This is a genomic window from Proteus sp. G2674, assembly GCF_009915195.1.
Classification (GTDB): Bacteria; Pseudomonadota; Gammaproteobacteria; order Enterobacterales; family Enterobacteriaceae; genus Proteus; species Proteus mirabilis.
Genome location: NZ_JAABLS010000025.1, coordinates 1 through 23,430, shown reverse-complemented (window position 1 = coordinate 23,430; position 23,430 = coordinate 1). Strand labels below are relative to the sequence as shown.

General features: G+C 37.3%; 23 protein-coding genes and 1 pseudogene. 12 read left to right on the top strand and 12 right to left on the bottom strand.

The features are described from left to right. Positions 1-561: 561 nt before the first annotated feature. A complete protein-coding gene (locus GWI58_RS11865; protein WP_004244410.1) occupies positions 562-1,845 on the top strand; it encodes a citrate synthase in 1,284 nt (427 codons plus the stop codon). A gap of 69 nt (positions 1,846-1,914) precedes the next feature. Here the strand turns inward: GWI58_RS11865 and GWI58_RS11860 are convergent, their stop codons facing one another. Then, positions 1,915-2,676 (bottom strand): AraC family transcriptional regulator, encoded by a 762-nt coding sequence (locus GWI58_RS11860; RefSeq protein ID WP_004244408.1) that lies wholly within the window; start codon positions 2,674-2,676, stop codon positions 1,915-1,917. A gap of 102 nt (positions 2,677-2,778) precedes the next feature. Here GWI58_RS11860 and GWI58_RS11855 point away from each other — a divergent pair, with 102 nt between their 5' ends. Continuing rightward, a complete protein-coding gene (locus GWI58_RS11855) occupies positions 2,779-3,909 on the top strand; it encodes a multidrug effflux MFS transporter (RefSeq protein ID WP_110229840.1) in 1,131 nt (376 codons plus the stop codon). A gap of 80 nt (positions 3,910-3,989) precedes the next feature. Here GWI58_RS11855 and GWI58_RS11850 read toward each other — a convergent pair whose 3' ends face one another. The 7 genes from GWI58_RS11850 to seqA form a co-directional block, all read right to left on the bottom strand. Further along, on the bottom strand, positions 3,990-4,733 hold the full coding sequence (locus GWI58_RS11850; RefSeq protein WP_094959914.1) for a type 2 GTP cyclohydrolase I: 744 nt from the start codon (positions 4,731-4,733) through the stop codon (positions 3,990-3,992). Positions 4,734-4,957: 224 nt separating this feature from the next. Next, positions 4,958-5,164, bottom strand: coding sequence for a YbfA family protein (locus GWI58_RS11845; RefSeq protein WP_004247539.1), 207 nt, complete (start codon positions 5,162-5,164; stop codon positions 4,958-4,960). A gap of 353 nt (positions 5,165-5,517) precedes the next feature. Next, positions 5,518-5,811, bottom strand: coding sequence for a type II toxin-antitoxin system RelE/ParE family toxin (locus tag GWI58_RS11840; protein ID WP_161769194.1), 294 nt, complete (start codon positions 5,809-5,811; stop codon positions 5,518-5,520). Continuing rightward, positions 5,804-6,046 carry a type II toxin-antitoxin system ParD family antitoxin gene (locus GWI58_RS11835; RefSeq protein WP_004244397.1) on the bottom strand — a complete coding sequence of 81 codons (243 nt, stop codon included), beginning with the start codon at positions 6,044-6,046 and terminating at the stop codon, positions 5,804-5,806. Before GWI58_RS11835 ends, GWI58_RS11840 begins: the two co-directional genes overlap by 8 nt. Before the next feature lie 156 nt (positions 6,047-6,202). Continuing rightward, positions 6,203-6,685 (bottom strand): DUF1456 family protein, encoded by a 483-nt coding sequence (locus GWI58_RS11830; protein WP_063109013.1) that lies wholly within the window; start codon positions 6,683-6,685, stop codon positions 6,203-6,205. Positions 6,686-6,841: 156 nt separating this feature from the next. Continuing rightward, a complete protein-coding gene (gene pgm, locus GWI58_RS11825) occupies positions 6,842-8,485 on the bottom strand; it encodes a phosphoglucomutase (alpha-D-glucose-1,6-bisphosphate-dependent) (protein WP_004244393.1) in 1,644 nt (547 codons plus the stop codon). Positions 8,486-8,559: 74 nt separating this feature from the next. Further along, positions 8,560-9,111 (bottom strand): replication initiation negative regulator SeqA, encoded by a 552-nt coding sequence (seqA, locus tag GWI58_RS11820; protein ID WP_004244392.1) that lies wholly within the window; start codon positions 9,109-9,111, stop codon positions 8,560-8,562. Between the two features lie 463 nt (positions 9,112-9,574). On the opposite strand from seqA, the gene ybfF reads away from it, so the two are divergent. The 4 genes from ybfF to fur all read left to right on the top strand — a co-directional run bounded on the left by ybfF (position 9,575) and on the right by fur (position 12,181). After that, positions 9,575-10,360 (top strand): esterase, encoded by a 786-nt coding sequence (ybfF, locus tag GWI58_RS11815; RefSeq protein ID WP_036894445.1) that lies wholly within the window; start codon positions 9,575-9,577, stop codon positions 10,358-10,360. A 198-nt stretch (positions 10,361-10,558) separates the two neighbouring features. Then, the gene (gene ybfE / locus GWI58_RS11810; RefSeq protein WP_004244385.1) at positions 10,559-10,858 is read left to right on the top strand and encodes a LexA regulated protein; all 300 of its coding nucleotides are present in this window, start codon (positions 10,559-10,561) and stop codon (positions 10,856-10,858) included. 158 nt (positions 10,859-11,016) lie between these two features. After that, a complete protein-coding gene (fldA, locus tag GWI58_RS11805) occupies positions 11,017-11,544 on the top strand; it encodes a flavodoxin FldA (RefSeq protein WP_004244384.1) in 528 nt (175 codons plus the stop codon). Between the two features lie 190 nt (positions 11,545-11,734). Continuing rightward, positions 11,735-12,181, top strand: a complete 447-nt coding sequence (gene fur / locus GWI58_RS11800) for a ferric iron uptake transcriptional regulator (RefSeq protein WP_004244382.1) — start codon at positions 11,735-11,737, stop codon at positions 12,179-12,181. Between the two features lie 155 nt (positions 12,182-12,336). Here fur and GWI58_RS11795 read toward each other — a convergent pair whose 3' ends face one another. The 3 genes from GWI58_RS11795 to glnS all read right to left on the bottom strand — a co-directional run bounded on the left by GWI58_RS11795 (position 12,337) and on the right by glnS (position 16,332). After that, a complete protein-coding gene (locus GWI58_RS11795; protein ID WP_049236268.1) occupies positions 12,337-12,561 on the bottom strand; it encodes a type II toxin-antitoxin system HicB family antitoxin in 225 nt (74 codons plus the stop codon). A 71-nt stretch (positions 12,562-12,632) separates the two neighbouring features. Then, on the bottom strand, positions 12,633-14,027 hold the full coding sequence (gene chiP / locus GWI58_RS11790; RefSeq protein WP_161769193.1) for a chitoporin ChiP: 1,395 nt from the start codon (positions 14,025-14,027) through the stop codon (positions 12,633-12,635). Between the two features lie 637 nt (positions 14,028-14,664). Continuing rightward, complete coding sequence (glnS, locus tag GWI58_RS11785; RefSeq protein WP_012367653.1) at positions 14,665-16,332, bottom strand: glutamine--tRNA ligase; 1,668 nt, start codon at positions 16,330-16,332, stop codon at positions 14,665-14,667. Positions 16,333-16,576: 244 nt separating this feature from the next. Between glnS and GWI58_RS11780 the strand changes: the two are divergent. The 6 genes and pseudogenes from GWI58_RS11780 to GWI58_RS11755 all read left to right on the top strand — a co-directional run. Continuing rightward, positions 16,577-16,714: pseudogene (locus tag GWI58_RS11780) on the top strand (DNA polymerase III subunit theta); the annotation flags it as partial. Between the two features lie 496 nt (positions 16,715-17,210). After that, entirely contained in the window at positions 17,211-17,753 is a 543-nt protein-coding gene (gene ucaA / locus GWI58_RS11775) for a uroepithelial cell adherence major pilin UcaA (RefSeq protein WP_004247004.1), read from the top strand. Between the two features lie 65 nt (positions 17,754-17,818). Then, positions 17,819-18,544 carry a fimbrial biogenesis chaperone gene (locus GWI58_RS11770; RefSeq protein WP_012367650.1) on the top strand — a complete coding sequence of 242 codons (726 nt, stop codon included), beginning with the start codon at positions 17,819-17,821 and terminating at the stop codon, positions 18,542-18,544. A gap of 9 nt (positions 18,545-18,553) precedes the next feature. Next, on the top strand, positions 18,554-21,088 hold the full coding sequence (locus GWI58_RS11765; RefSeq protein WP_036919965.1) for a fimbria/pilus outer membrane usher protein: 2,535 nt from the start codon (positions 18,554-18,556) through the stop codon (positions 21,086-21,088). Between the two features lie 9 nt (positions 21,089-21,097). Next, positions 21,098-22,180 (top strand): fimbrial protein, encoded by a 1,083-nt coding sequence (locus GWI58_RS11760; RefSeq protein ID WP_017628485.1) that lies wholly within the window; start codon positions 21,098-21,100, stop codon positions 22,178-22,180. A gap of 100 nt (positions 22,181-22,280) precedes the next feature. Continuing rightward, on the top strand, positions 22,281-22,586 hold the full coding sequence (locus tag GWI58_RS11755) for a helix-turn-helix domain-containing protein (protein ID WP_017827823.1): 306 nt from the start codon (positions 22,281-22,283) through the stop codon (positions 22,584-22,586). A 22-nt stretch (positions 22,587-22,608) separates the two neighbouring features. On the opposite strand, the gene GWI58_RS11750 is transcribed toward GWI58_RS11755, so the two are convergent. Further along, the gene (locus tag GWI58_RS11750) at positions 22,609-23,103 is read right to left on the bottom strand and encodes a hypothetical protein (protein ID WP_233499634.1); all 495 of its coding nucleotides are present in this window, start codon (positions 23,101-23,103) and stop codon (positions 22,609-22,611) included. Positions 23,104-23,430 lie beyond the last annotated feature (327 nt).

The window sequence follows — 23,430 nt, the reverse complement described above, 5'->3', positions numbered from 1 at the left end:
ACAAAGGCACACTTTAAGTAAAATGTTAAATCCGTCTATTTTACAAAAATTGTGGATTCGTTACGCTGGTTCTCCATACAACAAAGGTTCCGGAGACCTGGGCGCAGTATAAGTGCTTCACAAACTTATTACAATTACCACACAACTTGTGTGCTAGACATTTGGTTCGAACAGTGAGAGGGATCACTTTTTCAAACATCCAATGTAATAATCGTTATCATTTTTGACACATGTACAACATTTTTCTTACATTTGGTGCATATTTTTAATGTTTATGTTTTTTTTGTGCGCAAACACGCTTCCAGAAATCGAAAACTTATGTAAAAGTGTAAGCAGAACACATTCTAAGTGCCTTGCATAAAAAAGCACCTAAAAAACATAACATCAAAAGCTCCTTAACAAAAGTGACACACTATAGACCTACGGTTTTACTCGTGTTAAGCCATAAAATAAAACTCGCTAGGTACTTTTTATCAACTATAGTTTCACTATCGAAGTGCATCTTTATGAAGATACCCTCGACTTTGTTAGGAGACATAATAAGCGCTAAGGAGATTATAAATGGCTGATAACAAAGCTAAGTTAACGATTGGTGAAACTTCTGTGGACTTGGACGTTCTCTCCCCTACACTCGGTTCCAAAGTCATTGATATTCGTACTCTCGGCTCCAAAGGTTATTACACCTATGATCCAGGCTTTACCTCAACGGCATCTTGTGAATCGAAAATTACCTATATCGACGGTAATAACGGGATTTTACTGCACCGCGGTTTCCCAATTGGGCAATTAGCCACTGAGTCAACCTACTTAGAAGTATGTTATATCCTGCTTTATGGCGAAGCACCGACCCAAGAGCAATACGATAAATTTAAAACAACCGTCACTCGCCATACCATGATCCATGAGCAAATCACCCGCCTGTTCCATGGTTTCCGTCGTGACTCACACCCGATGGCTGTACTTTGTGGTGTGACAGGAGCTTTAGCTGCCTTTTACCATGATGCGCTTGATGTCTCTAATCCAGTTCACCGTGATATCACAGCATATCGTTTACTGTCTAAGATGCCTACTGTAGCCGCAATGTGTTACAAGTACTCCATAGGACAACCTTTTGTTTATCCAAGAAACGATCTGTCTTATGCAGGTAACTTCCTACATATGATGTTTGCCACACCTTGTGAGGAGTACGTGGTTAACCCAGTTCTTGAACGTGCGATGGATAGGATCTTTATTCTTCATGCCGACCATGAACAAAATGCTTCAACATCTACTGTACGTACTGCAGGCTCTTCAGGTGCAAATCCATTTGCCTGTATTGCTGCGGGTATTGCTTCACTATGGGGACCTGCTCATGGTGGTGCTAACGAAGCTTGTTTACGTATGTTGGAAGAGATCAAAACCGTTGAACATATTCCTGAATTTATTAAACGCGCAAAAGACAAGAATGACTCTTTCCGTTTAATGGGCTTTGGTCACCGTGTATATAAAAACTACGATCCGCGTGCAACAGTCATGCGCGAAACTTGTCACGAAGTATTAAAAGAACTGAATCTCAATGACAGTTTACTTGAAGTGGCAATGGAATTAGAACGCATCGCCTTAAATGACCCGTATTTTATTGAGAAAAAACTCTATCCTAACGTCGATTTCTATTCAGGTATTATTCTAAAAGCGCTAGGTATTCCATCAAATATGTTTACGGTCATTTTCGCTATTGCACGTACTATCGGTTGGATTGCTCACTGGAATGAAATGCATGAAGATGGACTGAAAATTGCACGTCCTCGTCAGTTATATACTGGCTATAACGAGCGGAAATTCCATAGTGAACTTAAAAATAAATAAATCGATTTAAACACGATTTATTGACTGGCTAAGCCCCGTTTTTACGGGGCTTTATGCTATTAGTATGGATCAATTTCTTAAATACTCTTGTGGTGTTTGCCCGGTCATTTTTTTAAAAAAAGTGATAAAGGCACTATCGCTGGCAAACCCTAATAATTGACTAATTTCTAAATAACGATGATGTGTGGCTAATAGCTCTATCGCTTTCATTAATCGCCATTGCTGACGCCATTGTTGATAGCTTAATCCTGTTTCTTTATAAAATAATCGAGTAATGGTTTTTTCACTAGCGCCAATATATTGTGCTAATTCTTGTAGTGGCGGAGGTAATTCATCAAAAGACAATTTTCTTAACCGTCTATCACTGGGCATTGATAAATGATTAGGTTGACGTTTAGCTTGCTGAATTTCATCTAAAAAAACAGCTAATAAATTTGCATACCGCCCTACTTCCCACTGGGTGTCAAAATCAGCAATGGCAATACGTTCTAATATCTCTCTAAGTAAAGGTGAAATAGTTAATATTTCGCTTTCAGTTGGGAAACGATGATGAAATTTATCGGCAATATAAACTGAACGATAACCTACAGCCGCATACATCTCGACTCGGTGTTCCAGTTTTGGCGGGATCCAGGCAATTCTCATGGGTGGCAAAACAGATACACGAGAGGCTAAAGTAATTCTCATACAACCCGATTGAGTAAACAGTAACTGCCCCCTATCATGTGAGTGAAAACCTGAATCATGTTTTCCCATCTCTGCAGCAATACCCACAACTGATGCAAGGTGTTCTTCTGGCACAAAGTGGTCGTATTGATTAAGCCAAGCCATCACTTGTCCTATTTGGTAAATATTATGTCTTTATATATATAACAAGACAATTATTATCACTGTATTCTGTCATCAAAGTATCAAGCTTTAGGAAAACAAAGAATGAACAGAAAACTCTCTCTATGGTTAGCAATTGCGTTAATGATGTTTCCACAAATTGCAGAAACCATTTATAGCCCAGCACTTACTGATATTTCAAATGGTTTTAGAGTCAGTGCTAATGAAGCAGGGCAAACACTTTCGCTCTACTTTTTTGCTTTTGCACTCGGTGTCATTATATGGGGTCGTTTATGTGATGTCATTGGCCGGCGCCCAACAATGTTAGCAGGGTTATTTATTTATGCCATTGCTTGTATTGGTGTCTTTATGACCGATAATTTTTCTGTATTACTGATATTACGTATGCTTTCTGCTTTTGGTGCTGCAGTTGGCTCTGTAGGAACACAAACTATTATGCGTGATGTTTATAGTGGTGAAGAATTAGCCAAAGTATTTTCCGTTATGGGAGCGGCAATCGCATTAAGTCCGGCTATTGGTATGTTAAGTGGTTCTTTACTGGTGAGCTATGCAGGTTATCAAGGGGTATTTAGTGGCCTTGCTCTTCTCGCCGTCGTTTTATTGCTGTGGAGTACTATTGCATTACCAGAAAGTCGCCCTGCAACAATAAAAACCGCACCACTAGGGGAAACAGCGATAAAAATGCTGAAAGATAAGCAAATTGCCAAGACTATACTTTTAATTGCTTTTTTTAATATCAGTCTATTTGCTTATTACCAACTAGCACCTTTTATGTTTGATAATCAAGGTTATAGTGCAAGTATTTTTGGCTATAGTGGTATTGTATTAGCAATAGGTGTCGGTATCGGTTCTTACATTAATAAAGCATTATTAAGCCATCATTGGCAATGTGAGAAATTAGTATTACTTGCAAGTATTATTGCAGTAATTAGTGCTGTAGGTGTTTATTTATTGCGCAATCACATTAGTTTTATTATTCCAATGATGACAAGTGTCGTTGCCTATGGCATTGCTATTCCAAATATCTTAGCGACGGCTTTAGCGCAATATAAAGATCGCTTAGGCACAGCGGGGGCACTATTAGGTTTATTCTACTATTTACTTATTGGTGGTGGTTTAGCACTGGCTGGATGGGGACAAAGTTTAGCGATTACCTTGCTGATTTGTAGTATAGGTGCTTTGTTACTCTCTTTTTCGCACCAAAAGGTTAAATAAAACGCTCATTAGCGGTGATCATTTTATCTCCCTTATTAATCCAAATAAATAAGGGAGATAAAATATAGAGAATAAAAATCTTAAGCTGGATTATCAATATCGACAAAAGTAACATCTAAATGGTGAGTTTGTGCTAACCATTCACCTAATGATTTAATACCATAACGCTCGGTGGCATGATGCCCAGCAGCGAAAAAATGCACGCCCATTTCTCTTGCTATATGAATCGTCTGCTCTGAGACTTCTCCTGTTACAAATGCATCAACACCTTGCTCTGCCGCCTGTTGAATAAATCCTTGTCCTCCACCAGTACACCAAGCAATATGGCGAATAACATCTGGTGCATTGTCACCACAGTGAAGCACATTACGCTGTAAGGCTTTTTCGAGTCGTGTTTTTAATTCATTGGCTGTGACAGGTAGATCAAAAATCCCTTTCGGCACTAAAGGCTCGATCTCACCCTCAACTCTTACGCCCATTTTTAACGCTAATTGAGCGTTGTTACCTAAAATAGGATGGGCATCTAAAGGTAAGTGATAACCATATAGATTGAGATCATTACATAGTAGGGTTTTTAAGCGATTGCGTTTCATTGAACGGATAACAACTGGCTCATTCTTCCAAAAATAACCATGGTGAACTAATACAGCATCTGCATTTAAACGTACCGCTTCATCAAGTAAAGCTTGGCAAGCCGTTACTCCTGTCACTATTTTTTGAATATGAGGGCGCCCTTCTACTTGAAGACCATTAGGTGCGTAGTCGTGAAAATTCTCAATACTTAGCTTTTCATTAATAATTAATTCTAGATCAGTATTTTTCATATCCTGTTTCTCCTTGTTATCACGGCGCCACAGTGCATAGTGTACATGTGTGATAAATAACAATAGATTAATTAGCACTTCTCAAAGTGAATAACCTTTATTGTAACTTAAAATAAGAGAATAAATAGAACAGTGAAAAATACATGTGATAACACGTTAAAAAGGGTTTGGCGAAGGGTTAAAAGATAACGCCTGTTTCAACAGGCGTTAAATGGAATTTTCTGTTATTTATGGCTAGTTAATGCCATTTCTGATTTAGCTAACCAAACTGGCTTATTGCTTGTTTTAGACCATACACGATGTAAATAGCTATAAAACTGAGCGCGTTTAGGATGAAAAACCATAACAGGAAATGCCACAATACCTAGCGCTACCGCACCAGTACGACGGGCTAAAACATGTTTTTTAGTGTATTCGTTATAAGCTGGCATAGTGTTCTCCTGCATAAAATGAATTGATGCTGAAATTTTACCTCATTTGATGAAATTTTACTACTGATCAGACCACTTATTTTGTGCGAAAAATCACCTTTATTTTGCTTGTAGTGTAATTAAATTTCACAATAGAAATAAAAATGAAACAAAATTGAAACAAAAACAAAAAACCTATTAACAAAGCAAACTAATACTTTATTGAATTACGGTTATAGTAAATAATTTCGCGAGTGAATGATAAAAAAGAGAAAATCAAAACAAGAAAAGGGAGATAAGGTATCCAATAATGCTATATCAGCACTAAAGGATATATGACTGGACAATATATTTGGTAATAAGTAATGAAATATTTATTTAGGAAAATCAACAAAATCAACATCAATTGAATGATGAATAAGGCGAGTAATAAATAAGTTATCATTTTTTGGTAGATAATAAATTGAATGTTTTTTAAACTCAAATCGTCTCATACCATCACACACCCAATTACATTCTCGTCCAATCCAAGGTGCTTTAGCTAGTAGCTCAAATGTCTGTTTTAAATCATTATGATATTTTTTTGCCTGAGTTACTCCAAATTGTTGAATAGTATAACGAGCAATTTGATAAATATCTTCTTCTGCTAATTGAGAAAGTTTATACATTTAAGTCCTTTTCAGCTCTTGCAAAAATATCATCCATGTCATTTTTACTTTCTAGTGAATTCACACCATCTAGTACCATTTTACGAACCAATTGGAGTCGTTCTTCTCTGATTTCCATCATACGCAAAGCATCTCTAATAACCTCAGAGGTATTTCCATAACGCCCTGAATTAATCATTGAGCCCACAAAATCATTGAAGTGTTCACCTAAAGTTACACTCGTTACTCGTGCCATAAACCCTTCCTACATTGTATTACTTAGTAATACTACATTAGCAATAAATTTATTCATTTGCCAGTTAATACCATAAAAAAATACCCCAAATCAGAAAATCAATTTTGGGGTATCATTCAGTAACTAGATAATTTTATAGCATAAAATACTCTAATTTTATTTCTTCACCGCTTTACCTTTGCCACGTAAGGTTTCAGTTAACCCTTTCAGAAAGTATCTCACCAGTTGATCGCCACAGTTACGGTAGTTTTTATGTCCTGGCTTACGAAATATCGCGCTAAGTTCAGGCTTAGAAACGCGAAAATCCGCTAGTTCATAAATGTTAATCATATCCATGTCTTTTAATTCAAAGGCAACACGTAATTTCTTTAAAAGAATATTGTTGGTTATCCGTTTTTCGACTTCTGGAGTAGGATATTTTTCATCTTTACCACGACGATAAAAGATAAGCCCATTTAAAAAATGTCCCAAGGCCATATCATCACACTCAACAAAGGCAGGATCATCGTCTTTTTTTAACCACTGATTGACTTGCTCTTTAGTCGCGGTGAAATCCGCCAGTTTCATTATATCAACAATATGACCATCGCTAAGATCTAACATATAACGCACACTGCGTAACACATAATTATTTTGCATTGATTATCCGCTCTTTATTCAATTCTAAATCAATCATCAATGATGGATATCAATGTTGTGATCTAAAAGTTATTATGATTAAAAAAATACACTCCACCTATAGGTAGAGTGTATTCTATTTGGTGATAATTAAATTATACGACTAAGTTATTTAGTTTATTGTTTACTGGCAAAAACATTATTAACAATTTCAATGGCTTCTTTTTCAATTAATTCGCGATGCTCAGAGCCACGGAAGCTTTCACAATAAATTTTGTACGCTTCTTCTGTCCCAGAAGGACGAGCGGCAAACCAACCATAATCGGTCATCACTTTTAAACCACCAATAGCAGCACCATTACCAGATGCGTGAGTTAAACGCGCAGTAATAGGATCACCTGCTAAGGTATTTGCGGTGACCATTTCTGGTGATAATCGTGACAATAACGCTTTTTGCTCATGAGTTGCAGATGCTTGTATACGATTATAGCTTGGAGAGCCAAAACGTTGCGCTAACTCATTATAATGTTGTTGTGGATCTTTACCTGTTACCGCTTTTATTTCAGCAGCCAGTAAACATAAGATAATACCATCTTTATCTGTTGACCACGGTTTACCATTAAAACGTAAGAATGATGCCCCCGCACTCTCTTCACCACCAAAACCAAACTCGCCACTGAATAGACCTTGCACAAACCATTTAAAGCCGACAGGTACTTCAACAAGTTCACGGCCTAAATCAGCCACAACTCGGTCAATCATCGCACTAGAGACGAGTGTTTTACCCACTTTTACCTCATTTGACCACTGAGGACGGTGGCGAAAAAGATAATTAATCGCTGCCGCTAAATAGTGGTTAGGATTCATCAAGCCCGAAGGGGTAACAATACCATGGCGATCGTAATCAGGATCATTGGCGAAAGCTAAGTCAAATTTATCACGCAGTTGCAATAAACCTTCCATAGCCCAAGGTGATGAGCAATCCATACGGATCACACCATCATGATCTAATGTCATAAAGCGGAAAGTTTGATCCACCTGATCGTTTACCAACTCAAGATCAAGTTCGTAATATTCACCTATGCGTTTCCAGTATTCAATTCCTGAACCACCCAGTGGATCGACACCTAATTTCAAACCCGCTTTTTTAATTGCCTTCATATCAACAACGTCACCTAACGCTTTAACATAAGGCATAATTAAATCTTGCTCGTGAATATAACCACTCGCTAATGCATCATCATAAGAAAGACGTTTAACCCCCGATAAATTATTTTCCAATAATTCATTGGCGCGTTTTTCAATCACAGAGGTTAAATCAGTATCAGCAGGCCCACCATTTGATGGATTGTATTTTATCCCCCCATCTTCTGGAGGATTATGTGATGGTGTAATGACGATACCATCAGCAATGTCTTGGTGCCCTTGATTGTAAGTTAAAATAGAGAAGGAAACGCTAGGCGTTGGGGTATAACCATTATTCTCTTGAATAATCACGTTAACTTTATTTGCAGCAAGCACTTCTAAAACCGAAATAAAAGCAGGCTCAGATAATGCATGGGTATCTTTACCTACATAGCAAGGCCCCGTTACACCATTATTAGCTCGGACTTCAGCAATAGCTTGAGCAATTGCTAGAATATGTGCTTCATTAAAGCTATGACGTTTGGCACTGCCTCGGTGACCCGATGTACCAAATTTCACACGATGAGCATTCTGATTTGCTTGCGGTTTTAGTGAATAATATTGTGCGGTTAATTGCGCTACATTAATCAGATCGCTTTGACGAGTATGTTGCCCAGCTCTTGAATGGATTGCCACAAATCTTCTCCTATTTTACATCACAATCATGCTTTAAACGAAAGCCTTTGCAATGCATCAATTAACAATAGTGTTTAGATAGTTCCACACACTTTATCAATCTCATTGGCAGGGAATTGCATATCCTGCATGATGCTTTGTACCATAGTTCTTTTACGCTCAGTATTTGAGTTGGTAATAACCCAAAATGGCGTACCGGGAATATGGCGAGGTTTTGTATGACGTCCACTGTCGAGCAATGTTTTTTCATCACCGGCAAAATAAATTCGCGTGCGTCCATGTACTGTTTCAGCAGATTGAGTAAAAGTAGCACTATCTAAGCTATATAATGTAGACAGGATCTGTAAAAAACGATCAACTGATTTTGTTTTCTCTGCATAACTATCAGATAACAGCAGTTCACGCATTTCACGGACCGGATTTTTTGCTGGTGCGACAGGCTTAAGATCAGCATCCTGTTTAACGACAGGCGCTTGTACTGACTCAGTGACAACGACTGGCTGTACGGGCTGTTTGGCATCAAGCTTCAATAGACGCCTTAAAATATCTGAAGCGCTTTCACCGATATGTCTAGTTTCGCTAGCGATATAGCGGTAAAGTTCGTCATCAATTTCTATCTTTTTCATTGCTACCCAGTACTATTTTCAAAAAAAAGTGACTAGGATTATAAGATATAATCTTTAAAAACAAAATAGGTAAAATTTCAATAACTTAAAGCGTATTCATTAAAGAATTAATCTTTTTAAACTTTAAGCTGGGTATTTATCCTATTGTTTCTATCTGTATCATCTTCTATTCTTTGAATTTATTGCCATAGAATAGAGTTGACATCTTCTTCAATGCCCTTTCACATCAGCAATTAAATAATATAAAACTCTGACTTATCCTTATTGAGCTATATCAAAATTTTATTTTTTCCATTACATTTGGAATAATAATCTATATTATTCTATTTTCTCAGAATATAATAAATTAAACTATCTCTTGTTAGATTAACTTTATCTCATATTCCGAAAAAGACAACAAGTTGGCTAATATGATTGCACATGTCATCATAAGGAAAAAATAGACTTAATTTTGGTCATCAATATGAAACTCAATGCATTATTAAACTATCAAATACATCAACCAGAAACAGCAACGATAAACAATTTACCTATTGTTTTGATCCATGGGCTTTTTGGTGATCTCAATAATCTAGGCGTACTAGGTCGCGATCTACGTCAAGACCACACCGTGATACAAATTGATGTGCGCAACCATGGGCATTCTCCTCATAGTGAAAGTATGCACTATCACGATATGGCACAAGATGTATTAACCCTGCTTGATAGCTTAAATATCGCAAAAGCAATCGTTATAGGTCATTCAATGGGAGGGAAAATTGCAATGGCAATGACCGCTCTCGCACCTCTTCGCCTTGAACGTATCGTAGTTATTGATATGTCTCCTGTTGCTTATAATGTTCGTCGTCATGATAAAATTTTTGCAGCCCTTGAAGCTGTCACTAAAGCTCACGTCACACAACGTACAGAAGCTATTGCTATTATGCGCCCTTTTATTGAGGAAGACAGCGTTATCCAATTCCTGCTTAAATCATTTAAAAAAGGTGAATGGTTATTTAATTTACCCGCAATCAAACAGGATTACCCCGATATTATTGGTTGGCAAGAGGTGCCAGCTTGGCATCATCCTGTTTTGTTTATACGTGGTGGACTATCCCCATATATTTTAGATGAGTATCGCGATAATATTGCTCGCCAATTTCCACAAGCAACCGCCTTTGTTGTCGCCAATACAGGACATTGGGTGCATTCTGAAAAACCAGAAACAGTAATTAAGGCCATTCGTCGCTTCTTAGCCAAAACAGTATAATGTTCCTTTGTTGGTTATAAATCACCAGCAATACTATTTTATAGCGTACAATTATTGCTCTTAAATCTGTCATTGTTGATAAAAAGACCAAATGACAATAGGTTAAACACAGGAAGCAGTAGCGATACGCCGATATGTGGGGTATTATTGGGCGCTTCATATTGAGTCATTGGTATACGCCCTTTCACAGCAAAATTTATGGCAAAAGAACAAACTGATCGCACCACACTGGATTTGTTCGCAAATGAACGCAGACCTGGGCGACCTAAAACAAACCCGCTTTCTCGGGATGAACAGCTTAGAATTAATAAACGAAACCAATTACGACGCGATCGCGTCAATGGATTACGTCGGGTTGAGTTGAAATTAAATGAGGATGCTGTCAATGCGCTTAATGAGCTTGCGAGCGCAAAAAATGTCAGTCGTAGTGAGCTTATTGAAGAAATATTACTAGAACAACTCGCACAAACTTATGCGTTAAAAAAACATCAAAGCTAAAAAAATCAGCAGGAAAATCACACAAATTCGACAGAATTACCCTGCTCTTTTCGTCAAAATAGTGCTTTAGTTTTCAATTATGAAAACATGATGTTTATCTTTTACTGGTAATTGTTCAAAAATACAGACAAAGAGAATAAAAGAGGTTATCTCACTTTATGGCAATCATAGGAATATTCTTCGGCAGTGATACCGGCAACACTGAAAATATTGCCAAAATGCTTCAAGAAAGATTAGGCGCGGATAATGCCGAAGTTCATGATATCGCAAAATCCAGTCAAGAAGACATCGAAGCATTTGATATTCTATTACTAGGTATTCCTACCTGGTATTATGGTGAAGCACAATGCGATTGGGATGACTTTTTCCCAACATTAGAAGATATTGATTTCAACGGTAAACTTGTTGCTCTATTTGGTTGTGGTGACCAAGAAGACTATGCAGAATACTTCTGTGACGCAATGGGAACTATTCGTGATATCATTGAACCTCGTGGCGCAGTCATTGTGGGTCATTGGCCTACTGAAGGTTATCATTTTGAAGCATCTAAAGGTCTTGCTGATGATAATCACTTTATCGGCCTTGCGATTGATGAAGATCGCCAACCAGAATTAACTGAAGAGCGTGTTGACGCTTGGGTTGCTCAGATCAAAGAAGAGATGAGCCTTGACGAAATTCTGGGATAATATAAATTCTTAATATTGAGAATGATAATTATTCAATGGTGTGCTAAGATAGTGTGATAGGTGGGGTGTTTATTTTTTAATATCATGCCTATAATCATTAAGGTTATTAAATACCCTATGTATTAATGAATATATACAGTATTTTGTGAGCACATATTAAATTCACCATTAGCAACAGGATTAAATCCGCATGACCGACAATAATAAAGCGTTAAAAAATGCTGGGTTAAAAGTTACACTTCCTCGCTTAAAGATCTTGGAAGTGCTCCAGGATCCTGAGTGCCATCATGTCAGTGCTGAAGATCTCTATAAAAAACTGATCGATATCGGCGAAGAGATTGGTCTGGCAACAGTCTATCGCGTCTTAAACCAATTTGATGATGCTGGTATTGTTACCCGACATAATTTTGAAGGTGGTAAATCAGTATTTGAATTAACTCAACAACATCACCATGATCACTTAATTTGCCTTGATTGTGGTAAAGTTATCGAGTTTACTGACGATGCTATCGAAGTTCGTCAAAGAAATATCGCTGAACGCCATGGCATCAAACTTTCCAATCATAGCCTGTATTTATATGGTCACTGCGCCGCAGGTAATTGTAAAGAAGATAGCCACGCACATGATGAGAAGTAATCATTCTGGATAATATCTCAGTAAAAAAAGGAACTGCCTGCAGTTCCTTTTTTATTGGTAAAGATTTACTACATTTTGAAATATCATGGGCAGCAACCGTAGCATTCAATCTCGCCTCTAACCAAGCAGGATAGCGTAGTGTAAATACTTTCAGCTTATCTTCTACTTTTAAAAGGTGCGATCTCCTCTTCAGTACAAGTCTCAATAAATTCAGCTAAGGAAATTGCACCTTCTTTTTGCAACCCTTCAATACTATCAGCAACAAAGTCACAATACCCATTGACATCTAAAAATTGTCCTCGGAATGCACTTATTTCTGATCCATAAACAACAGATGCAGGGTGACCATTTATTATCATGATATTTGTGCTTTTAATCATGTTTTACTCCTATCACACTCTCAAACTATTAAGGATAAAGCGTAATAAATACACTTTATCCTTATTGTTATTTAGAAAATCGTAAATGGCATGATCACATTGAATTTAACGTCTTTTTCATCTTGGAAGATATTACCAAAACCACCTTCATAGCTTGGTATATCGGAATGGTTATCATAACGAGTGTAGTGGAGTTTAAATAACGTACCTTTCGCTCTCCCCTCTTGAACGGTATACATGATGTCGGCATTCCATGCGCTTTCTCTAATGCGTTTACTTTGGTCATAAATAGGGTTACTACTCGGTTTTGCATCCCAAGCATACACATAGGAAGTACCAATCGCCCAGCCCGGTAGATCCCAATTTTTTAGATCATACATCACTCCCGCGTATAATGCTTTTTCACCATTGGCGTTAAAATCAGAACGACCATCCCACCAGATATCTAAACGACCATTCGAGGTTGCCCATCCCGGCGTCATACGTTGTAAAAAGTAACCTTGGTTACCTTCTGCTTTAACCCAAGTACCTTCAACTTTAAAATCAAATACATTGTAGGTATAGCCTAAAGTGAATGCTTGTAACCATGCCAAACCATCATAAACATCGTTAATTCCCCCTCCAGTGACTTTATCTTTTGCACCGTAGAATTGATAAGAGGTTTTTAATGTATTATTTGCGATAGGGAAATCGTAAGAAACTTTGCCAAAATATTGATCAATATAACCATCAGCTTGGCCAAATGCGGCTTCTAATACTAAGCTATTTTTAAAATCATATTTGGCACCAAAAGAGTGTAAATAACTGATATTTGTCTCTAAGTCTGCCTTACGGAAATTGTACATATTCCGATACCACGGCGCTTTATATTCATCAGTCCACATATATGAGAAAGAGAGTTCACCATTTTTATCGAAATCAAATACAGCGCCCGCTTCTGCACCGCGATAAGTACCAGGTAAGAAACTCCAATGAGGACGTAATAATGTTTGCCCTTTAGGTTGAATATATCCACCTTGAGCCCAGAAATGGCCTAATTTAAATTTAGCAGCAGCTTTATAAATACTCACGCCACTGCGATCACCTGTCCATTTTTCATCCCAGCGACTTTTTGCATCACTAAATCCTATTTCATTAGGTGCAGCTGGTCCACTGTTGTTAAGTTCAACAGCACCAAAAGCAGCTAAATCAATACCAAAAAAATCACCCAGATAACCAGAAGAAAAATCAAGATTAGCGTTAAAGGTAGAGTGGTGTAAATTGGCTTTATATTTGCCGTAATCAGGACTGTTTGGTGTTAACTCTTTTCTATCACGGTCACGTTGCCAGTAATAGATCCCCCCTGTCAGGGTTGAGTCATCAATAAATCCTTCAGCATAAGACATTTTCGCAGGTAGTGCAGTTACAAGCAATGCGCCCATAACGGCAAGTGCCACCCTGTCTGGTTTAGCATGTTGCATAACCATAGCATTGTTTCCTCTTTGACTTTGACTAAAAAAGAAATAAGCACCAACGCCTATTTCCAAATATAAAACCCCAAATGGGGAAAAAACCTAAAATTAGGTTAACACCAGCTTATTTTTCGCGACGCGAATTATCAACCTAAAAAAAAGAATTTTTATCAAAATATGACCAAGGGCACATTACTTAATTACAGTTTCATATTTTTTCTTTAGTCAATGAGGAACAAGTAGAACGTAAGTATTTTTTAATATATTGATATTAAAAAAGAAAATTATCACACCTAATATGATAATGTTTCGTTTTTATAGAAAAGAATTATTAGTCGTATTAATTAATAAACTTTTTTAGAAAAGAAAAATATGTGTCATGGTTCACATTTTTATTATTATAGACAAATTCAATATAATCATATGAAATAAAAGAAGAAGATGACGACAAAAGTTAATAATTTAACACAACGTAAATAAGAATTGATACAAATAATAGCTATAGAAACTCACATTACAAAATAAAAAATAATAATTATTGGTCAATAAAAACAAACTTATTTGATAAATAAAAAATGCTCGATAAATTATTATCGAGCATTTTATTAAGATGTGAGTTTAGTGATATTACACGCCACTAAAACAGAGCATATTAACCTTGTTTCGAAATCTTCGCCCAAGTATCACGTAAACCAACAGTACGGTTAAAGACCAGTTTATCCGCTGTCGAAAGCTTATCAGCACAGAAGTAACCTTCACGCTCAAATTGATACGCTTTTTCAATAGCCGCATCTTTTAAGCTTGCTTCCACAAAACCTTGACGGATCACTAATGATTCAGGGTTAATGGTTGATAAGAAATCCTCTTCAGCACCAGGATTAGGTACGCTAAATAAACGATCATAAAGACGAATTTCTGCTGGAATAGCATGTGGAATGCTGACCCAGTGGATCACCCCTTTTACTTTACGACCATCAGCCGGATCTTTATTTAACGTCTGTGGATCGTAAGTACAATAAATGGTGGTTATTTCACCTTGTTCATCTTTTTCAACTCGTTCTGCTTTAATGACATAAGCATTACGCAGACGGACTTCTTTACCTAATACCAGACGTTTATATTGACGATTGGCTTCTTCTTTAAAGTCTGCACGATCAATATAAATTTCACGGCTAAATGGTACTTCACGAGTTCCCATTTCTGGTTTATTTGGGTGATTTGGCGCAGTTAAAATCTCTTCACCTTCTGGCATATTTTCAATCACTAAACGTACCGGATCGATAACAGCCATCGCACGCGGTGCATTTTCGTTTAAATCATCACGAATACAAGCTTCTAATGATGCCATTTCCACGTTGTTATCTTGTTTGGTCACACCAATACGTTGACAGAATTCGCGGATTGACTCAGCCGTATAACCACGACGACGTAAGCCAGAAATTGTCGGCATACGCGGATCATCCCAACCATCAACAATATTTTCTGTCACAAGCTGATTTAGCTTGCGCTTAGACATGACGGTATATTCAAGATTAAGACGTGAGAACTCATATTGACGAGGGTGGCAAGGAATAGTGATATTATCCAACACCCAGTCATATAAACGACGGTTATCTTGGAATTCCAAAGTACATAAAGAATGTGTGATATTTTCCAATGCATCAGAAATACAATGGGTAAAATCATACATTGGATAAATGCACCATTTGTTACCTGTTTGATGGTGTTCAGCGAATTTGATCCGGTAAAGAACAGGATCACGCATGACAATAAATGGTGATGCCATGTCAATTTTCGCACGTAGGCACGCTTTCCCCTCTTCAAAGCCACCCGCACGCATTTTTTCAAATAGCGCTAAGTTTTCTTCTACACTACGAGAGCGATAAGGGCTATTTTTTCCTGGCTCTTTGAGTGTGCCACGATATTCACGAATTTCTTCAGCACTCAACTCATCAACATAAGCCAAGCCTTTGTTAATCAGCTCAATCGCATATTGATACAGTTGATCAAAATAGTCAGAGGAGTAATGAACGTTACCATCCCATTGGAAACCTAACCACTGAACGTCTTTTTGAATCGAGTTGATATATTCAACATCTTCTTTTACTGGATTCGTATCATCAAAACGTAAATTACATTTACCTTGATAATCTTGTGCAATACCAAAATTTAAGCAAATTGATTTTGCATGGCCAATATGAAGATAGCCATTAGGTTCAGGAGGGAAACGGGTATGGACACTATTATGTTTCCCGGTAGCCAGATCTTCGTCAATAATTTGACGAATAAAGTTCGTTGGGCGGGCATCTGCCTCATTCATGGTCATTTTTTCCTCAAAGCAAAACGCATATTGACCTACTATAATCCAATAAGCAGACTTAAATCAAGCTATTGTTTTAAAATCAATTATTTACAATTTAACCATGATATAATTAATAAGAAAAAACACGACAAAACATGACAATACCAGACAAATAAATCAATATATTACAAGTTTTAGTGAGTGTGTTTTCTGTTAAATTCTCCCACCCTGCTATACTCTCCAAAAACTAACCGGATCCGTTATGAACCTCGCAAACTTATCTCAAGAAGAAAAAGACAAAATCAATGTCGATTTGGCTACTTCAGGTGTCGCATATAAAGAACGGCTCAACATGCCAATTGTTGCGTCCAAAGTTGAACGACAACAACCAGCACATTTATGAATGTATTTTAATAAAGGGTTAGTGTTTTATAGTGAAAAAAATAAGAAGTTGCTACATGGGAATTCTGCACCATATCTGAAAGAGCTAAGCAATTTGATTTATATTAAAACTCAAGTTTTGACTAATAACCTTCCCATATATATATCATCAATCATTGATATAACACATTGAACAACAATAACAAGATCGATTTTAACGATCATTTCACCAACCATTAATAGGTCATAACTATCAAAATCAACGTCATCGATCGAAAAAACCATCTTTACTTAAGTGATATTTGAAATAATAATTTCAATTATTTATTTTTATATTTGCTACATCACCATTAAAAAACTTAATATCTTTATTATTTATATAATCTACAAATATAAACCTCACTATAAACTCTATTTAATAGGATTATATATATTTTATTATTCAATAATGCTTTTCATTTTTTTGAAAAACAAAAAATAACTTAACTTTAATTTAAAATAGGAATCATAAATATATGAAAAGAAAAGTTATAGCACTAGCGACTATTCTTTCTGCTGCATTTGCTGGCTCATCTATGGCGTATGACGGAACAATTACATTTACAGGTAAAGTTGTTGCGCAAACCTGCTCTGTCAATACAAATGATAAGAATTTAGCGGTAACATTACCTACAGTATCCACCACTACATTAAATGAAAATGCGGCTACTGCAGGTCTTACTCCATTTACTATTCATTTAACTGGTTGCGCTGTTGGTATGGATGGTGCACAAAGTGTCAAAACATATTTTGAACCTTCAAGTGACATTGATGTAACCACACACAACTTAAAAAATACTGCACAAACTAAAGCTGATAATGTTCAAGTTCAATTACTTAACTCAGATGCAGCAACAACAATCCAGTTAGGTACTGATTCTGCAACACAAGATGTCCATCCAGTACAAATCGACAATGCTAATGTAAACCTCCCATATTTTGCTCAATATTATGCAACCGGACAATCTACCGCTGGGGATGTAAAAGCAACCGTTCATTACACCATTGCCTATGAGTAAGGTTTATTGGATTGCTTTTATTTTACGGGGCAGAAAAAACTGCCCCATTTCCTTCTAGAGGTATTATGTTAAAGTTCATTCTTATTTTCTTGACTCTGTTTGTATCCACAGTGGCTCAAGCCAGTGTAGTTATTATGGGGACCCGCGTTGTTTATCCCGCAACGCAAAAAAGCATTAATGTTCAATTAAATAATAACGATGAATCCCCCGCATTAATTCAGTCTTGGTTAGATACCGGAAACGCAGCTGCAGCACCAGATTCAATTCACGTTCCTTTTATCATTACTCCTCCCATATTTCGTATGGAGCCGAAATCAGGGCAAACCATCCGGATTGTCTATACCGGTGAATCATTACCACAAGATAGAGAGTCTCTTTTCTATCTAAATGTCTTAGACATTCCAGCAAAACCTAAAGTGGAAGAAAATTCGGAAAACTCAGAGGGAAATAACAATTACTTACAATTAGCCGTTCGTAGTCGCATTAAGTTTTTCTTTCGCCCTGATAATCTCAACGTAACGCCTGATGATGCTTACCAAAAAGTGACTTGGCATCAGGAAGGAGCACTACGCATTAAAGCGATTAACCCAACACCTTATTACATCACTTACAACAAAATCTCAGTGGGTCAGGATAAACAGCTAACGCCTGTTGAACAAAGTGGGATGATAGCTCCTTTTTCTTCAAAAATATTTTCACTTAAAGAGAAGCCAACATTAACAAATAAAGTCACTTGGGTTGTTGTTAATGATTATGGTGGATACCAACAAGGTGAATCTACTTTGGAATAAGGTAATATAATGAATTTTAATAATCGGTTACACCTCATTTCTTATCGTTATTCTCTTCCGTTTTGTGTTGCTTTGGGGATTGGGGTGATAACAATTTCTTCATTCGCTGCTGAAGAGGCTGAATTTGACCCTAGCTTTTTGCATTCTGTGCAAGGAAAGAATGCGATTGATATACGTCGCTTTAATTATGGCAACCCTATTCCTGAGGGCAAGTATTACGCTGATATCTATCTCAATAATGAATGGAAAGGAAAAGCTAATGTACAGTATTTATATACTGACAATGCGAATACGTCGACGTTATGTCTAACGCCGGAATTACTTTCATTAATTGATGTCGTCAAAGGCACTGTTCCTGAAAACAGTTATAAAGCCACTTGTTATCCCGCCTCAGAAGGACTCCCCTCAGCAAAATTTCATTTTGATTTATCCACTTTAAAGCTGAATATAGAAATTCCTCAGGCACAAGTGAATACTCGACCTCGAGGATATATTGCCCCTGCACAGTGGCAAAGTGGAGTCCCTGCCGCATTTGTCAACTATGATGTTAACTATTATCAATACAATACTCCGGATATAAATAATGAGCAGACTTACCTTGGGTTAAAAGCGGGACTCAATTTATGGGGATGGGCTTTTCGTCACCGTGGTGGTGAAAGCTGGAATAATGGTCATTCTACCGGATATCAGAATATCGAAACAAATGTGACGCATGATATTGCTCGGTTACGGGCACAATTCACATTAGGTGATTTTTATACGAATGGCGAGTTAATGGATAGCCTTAGCTTACGGGGAATTCGATTAGCATCGGATGAACGAATGTTACCCAACTCTTTACGTGGCTACGCTCCGATCGTGCGAGGCATTGCTAATAGTAATGCTAAAGTTACGATTTATCAAAATGCTCACATCCTTTATGAAACAACTGTGCCTGCTGGCCCCTTTGTCATTAATGATTTGTATCCCAGTGGATATGCTGGCGACCTTCTTGTGCAAATAACCGAATCTAATGGACAAACAAGAACATTTACGGTTCCTTTTGCTTCTGTTGCCCAACTTATTCGTCCCGGATTTAGCCGTTGGCAAATGTCAGTGGGACGCTATCGTTATGCAAATGAGACATATCATGATTTAATTGCACAAGGCACATATCAATATGGTTTGACAAATGATATCACTTTAAATAGTGGACTGACCACAAGCTCAAAATATACCGCAGGATTGGCTGGTGTTGCTTTTAACACGCCGATTGGGGCAATTGCATCTGACATTACATTGTCCAGAACAACATTTAATCACTCTAACGTAACGCGTAAAGGCTACAGTTTACATACTAGCTATAGCGTCAATATTCCGACCACGAGTACAAATATCACGTTAGCAGCCTATCGTTATTCATCTAAAGATTTTTACCATTTGAAAGATGCGCTATTGGCTAATCACAGTGAATTTATTGATGATGTTTCCATAAAAAGTGCCGCATTTTATCGCCCTAAAAATCAATTCCAAGTTTCAATTAATCAAGAATTAGGTGAAAAATGGGGAAATATATTTTTAACTGGTACCACTTATAATTACTGGGAGCATAAAGGAAGTCGTAATGAGTATCAGATGGGATATAGCCATTTTTGGAAAAAACTTGGTTATCAGATTGGCTTTTCTCAATCACGAGATAATGAGCAACAACGCCGAGATGACAGATTTTATGTGAACTTTACGCTTCCTTTGGGAGAGCGTGTTCAAAGCCCCATTTTTTCTACTGTCTTAAATTATAATAAAGGCGAGAAAAACAGCATTCAAACATCCATCAGCGGTATCGCTGGGGAAGATAATCAATTCTCTTATGGTATTTCAGGTAATAGTCAGGAAAGTGGACCTTCCGGCTATGCGATGAATGGAGGCTATCGTTCACCTTATGTAAATGTAACCGCAACCGTCGGGCAAGATACTCAACATAATCGTCAAATGTCATTGGGTGCATCGGGGGCCGTTGTCGTACATCCTTATGGAGTGACGTTAAGTAATGATTTAAGTGATACTTTTACCATTATCCATGCAAAAGGAGCACAAGGTGCGGTCATTAATAATGCACCAGGTAGCCGATTAGATTTTTGGGGAAATGGTATTGTGCCTTATGTCACGCCTTATGAAAAAAATCAAATTAGCATCGACCCCACTAATTTGGATTTGAATGTTGAGTTATCAGCAACAGAACAAGAAATCATTCCTCGCGCTAATAGTGCCACGTTAGTGACATTTAATACTCAAACAGGGAGAAGCCTACTATTTGATATTCGAATGCCAGATGGTAGTACTCCTCCAATGGCTTCCGAGGTTTTGGATGAGCATAAGCAGTTAGTCGGATATGTGGCTCAAGCTGGACGCTTATTTACCCGCGGTCTTCCTAAACAAGGTCAACTTGATGTGATATGGGGACCAAATCATGACGATAAATGCTCATTTACATATCATGCGACACGCAATGAAACTGACATGCGACCTCAAACCATTCCTGTTCAGTGTATACCGCACTCTAATTAGGAACAAACCATGAAAAGAATCTTTGTCATATTATTTCTTTTAACTCTATTCCCTAGTCTAGCTGTTGCTGGTGCAGATGACTACGTACCGTCTCCAATAACAATCAACACATCTACCCTCCCTGTTGTTGTTATTGGTCCTGCTGATGCCCATACTTACCCTCGAGTGATAGGGGAACTCACCGGAACAAGTAATCAATATATATTTAACGGCGGTAGTTTAATAGCATTAATGCGTGGAAAATTTACTCCTACATTACCTAAAATAGGCAAAATCACATATAACTTTCGCCAAGGAAATAACACTCAATCTTCCGATTTCGATATATTTGATACTGGAGTTCCAGGGCTAGGTATTATTATTGGTATGGCGGGCTATTGGCCTGCAACGCCATTGGTTCCCATAAACAGCTCAAGTATATATATTGATCCTGTTGCCGCCAATACAAATCCAAATGCTTATAATGGTGCAACTGGAAGTTTTGGTGCTCGTTTATATGTTGCTTTTGTCGCAACAGGACGATTACCTAATGGGTATGTAACGATACCAACCAAACAACTGGGCCATATTTTATTGGAATCTAATCGGGCAAGTTTGAATAATAAAAGATTAACAGCTCCTGTTATGTTAAATGGAGGGCGCATCCAAGTGCAAAGCCAAACATGCTCGATGAATCAAAAGAATTATGTTGTTCCATTAAATACTGTCTATCAATCCCAGTTCACGTCTTTGTATAAAGAAGTGCAAGGAGGGGAAGTTAATATACAACTTCAATGCCAAGACGGTATTGATGTTTATGCTACATTAAATGATGCGACCCAACATGGGAATCGTTCTGATATATTAACATTAGCAACGGATTCTACGGCAAAAGGCGTTGGGCTAAGATTATATAAAAATAATGAAGTAACTGCGATTAGTTATGGTTCAGACACTCCTAACAAAGGAAATCAAAATCAATGGCATTTTTCAAATTATAGAGGAGAGATAAATCCACGTATAAAATTAAAAGCTAATTATATAAAAACAGAAAATACTATTACGCCAGGAAGTGTAAAAGCAGTAGCAACGATTACTTTTTCATATCAATAAAAATTAATTGAGTTTTATAAGTAGAGTAAAATGCTTTTATAACAAATGCTTTTTACTCTGTTAAACTTAAAAATCTGTTTATTGTTGGAGAATGAAGTTCATGAGTACAATTAATTCCATTATTGCTTATAGAATAAAGCAAAAAAGAAAAGAATTAGGGATGACAGGGAGGGAAATAGCCCATTCATTGGAAATAAGTCAACAGCACTATTCACGTATAGAGAATGGATATACCAAAATAACAGTAGAACATTTATTCTCTATCGCGTTTATTTTAGGTGTCAAACCTAAAGAACTATTGCCTAATTATAAATTTTCAAATGAAAAAGAAATGATTAAAGCAAAACAATCATTATCAGCAGAAAGCATTATGCCAATAAAGAAAAGCGACATGTATCCCACATAAATATAGACAGGTATTCATTTTATTAAAAATAATGTGAACCATTAAGGACATAAAAGGGAATACGTTGCTCTACATGATGTTGCCGATGAGCATCACGTATTCGTTCGCTCACAAAAATCTGTTTTCCCCGAAAACGTATCCCCGTATTGCGCTTGGCCCAATCAATAGGGTCATCCTGATAAGACGCATTCACAAACTGACTGGTTGCACAGACTAAAGGCAAACTATATGGAGTCTCTACACTCCCCTCCCGTAATAACAATTCCATTGATTTTCCTCGGGTAAAAGGCAAATAGTCCGTATTAAAGACCCGTGCTCCATCTTCACTGTACAGTGATAACCCCCAACGTTTCTTCGGGGTCAAAACCATTCCTGAAACGAATACACACACATAAATGTCTGTTTGGGCTGAACTGTATAATTGCTTTTTATGCGCTAAATAGCTCACTTCCGCTTGAGAGTTGGTGGTATGATAAAACACAACACACTTATCTAAATGCGATAATATTGTCGGCAAAGACCAATAGCGCTCGCCTTTAAGGTGGATTTTTGTCGAAACACACAATAAGCCATTTGTGTATTACGTGTAATCGCACTTCGAAATCCCTGAAAGGTCCACACCACTTTTATCTAACTTTTTACTAATATCCCCCAGCACTTTTTTAACACCATCGAGCGTAACTCGTTGCTCGTTTAAGAACTACGTAATATCTGATGCAATAGCGGTCATACGATTATTAGCGTCGCTGTATGAGTTCGGCTCAGTGAGATTAATGCTGTAACTAGTGTTTTTTACGGTAAATGTAGCCGGTTGTGAAATGACTAATTCTGTATCGCTATTAAC